Source organism: Collinsella sp. SGI.178, assembly GCF_050313495.1.
Classification (GTDB): Bacteria; Actinomycetota; Coriobacteriia; order Coriobacteriales; family Coriobacteriaceae; genus Collinsella.
Genome location: NZ_JBNPLM010000047.1, coordinates 1 through 1,430, shown reverse-complemented (window position 1 = coordinate 1,430; position 1,430 = coordinate 1). Strand labels below are relative to the sequence as shown.

The 1,430-nt window shown below is 57.4% G+C and carries 2 protein-coding genes and 1 pseudogene; all 3 read right to left on the bottom strand.

The genetic code is table 11. The features are described from left to right. Nucleotides 1-73 precede the first annotated feature (73 nt). On the bottom strand, nt 74-775 hold the full coding sequence (locus ACQRAQ_RS08545; protein WP_052241580.1) for a methyltransferase domain-containing protein: 702 nt from the start codon (nt 773-775) through the stop codon (nt 74-76). A gap of 63 nt (nt 776-838) precedes the next feature. Then, nucleotides 839-979, bottom strand: a pseudogene (locus ACQRAQ_RS08540) (putative RNA methyltransferase); the annotation flags it as partial. 222 nt (nt 980-1,201) lie between these two features. After that, on the bottom strand, nt 1,202-1,430 hold a 229-nt coding region (locus tag ACQRAQ_RS08535), incomplete at its 5' end, for a hypothetical protein (RefSeq protein WP_368019215.1).

The window sequence follows — 1,430 nt, the reverse complement described above, 5'->3', positions numbered from 1 at the left end:
AGATTTCTTCTGGGGCGGTTGACAAGGGCTGTCCTTCAGCCCTGCAATTAAGAGGATGATGAGCTGGCTGAGCTCATGAAGGGCCTTGGGAGCGAGGGGTGCCCACCAGCAATTCAGCCTCGATGGTGATGCTTTTCACACGCGATAGATTTAGGGACTCCGCGTCGATGCCGAACAGCAGCGGCGTCATCTCGGCGAACACGCGGACGTCCCTTTCGGACATCTCGAAGGTGCGCGTCACCTTGATGCGGTCGGTCATCTTGAAGTGCTTCTCAAAGCAATCGGTCACCAGCTGGTTTGAGTATTCCTTGCTGCGCAAAGATCCTTCAGCAAGGTGGCGCAGCTCCGTAAGATGATTGCTGCCTGGAACCACTTTGACCAGCACTCCTGGCGCGGAGGCGTTTCTGGTTGGGGTGAGAACGCGCTTGAATTCGTCGTAGTTCGAGGGAGCGAATACGTCCACCACGCAGTTGATGGAGCCTTTCAGCACGGGGATGTTCGTCAGGTCGCCAACCAGCCATTTGACCGCCTTTCTGGAATCGTGGCGGGCCGCCATCAGCATGGCGTCTTTTGAGAGGTCAAACGCCACCACGTCGACACAGAGGTTTTCTCGGATTGCACGTGCATAGAAGCCTTCTCCGCATCCCGCGTCGAGCACGCGGAATGGCGTCGCGTTCACAGCTGCAGGACCCTCGCTTGGGGAAAGGGCCCTTCCTACCGCGGTGAGGACGGCTTCTTTCACGTGGTCGTAATACCCTGCCTCCAGGATTGCCATGCGGCTCTCAAAGGATTCTTTGCTGTAGTGGGCTGACTGCCTGGAGGGCCCTAGAAGGTTTACGTACCCCTGCTTTGCGATATCGAAGCAGTGCCTCTTCGGACATACGAGGCTCCCTTCCTGCAGCTTCAGGGCGCTGTGGCAAAGGGGGCAAGAGAGCACGTCGGCGCTGTCAGCAAATCGCGCGTATCTGTCGAGTACCATTGCGTCTCCTTTCGTCCAAGCAATTCTAGCAGATGAGTCTTCCCCAGCAGTGCATGGCTAATCACAGCAGGCAGAACCGCACAGTGACAAATAGCTGAGCTATTTCAAGCTGGGATTTCGGTATTCTGCTGCCCTCTTTTGGGCCACTTCATTTCGCCACGCTTTTGACAGGAGCAACAGGGTCCTCGCGCGCAAAACGCATATGGGCAATGCAGCCGTCTGTCAGGGCATGCCTGCGCCCCCGAACCTGCCGAAAAGGCGCTGATCTGCCCGCCAGGGCATGCCTGCGACCCCGAACCAGCCGAAAGGGCGGTGGATCTGCCCGTCAGGGCATGCCTGTGCCCCCGAACCAGCCGAAAGGGGGGTGGATCTGCCCGCCAGGGCATTGGCAGAAGAAAGAATGCCGAGATACTCAATAAGAAGATTGATAACCTTCAGCAGGTGAAAAAAG

Coding starts and splice junctions, on each gene's coding strand:
- ACQRAQ_RS08545 (WP_052241580.1), bottom strand. CDS start 775: ATGGCAATCCTGGAGGCAGGGTATTACGACCACGTGAAAGAAGCCGTC.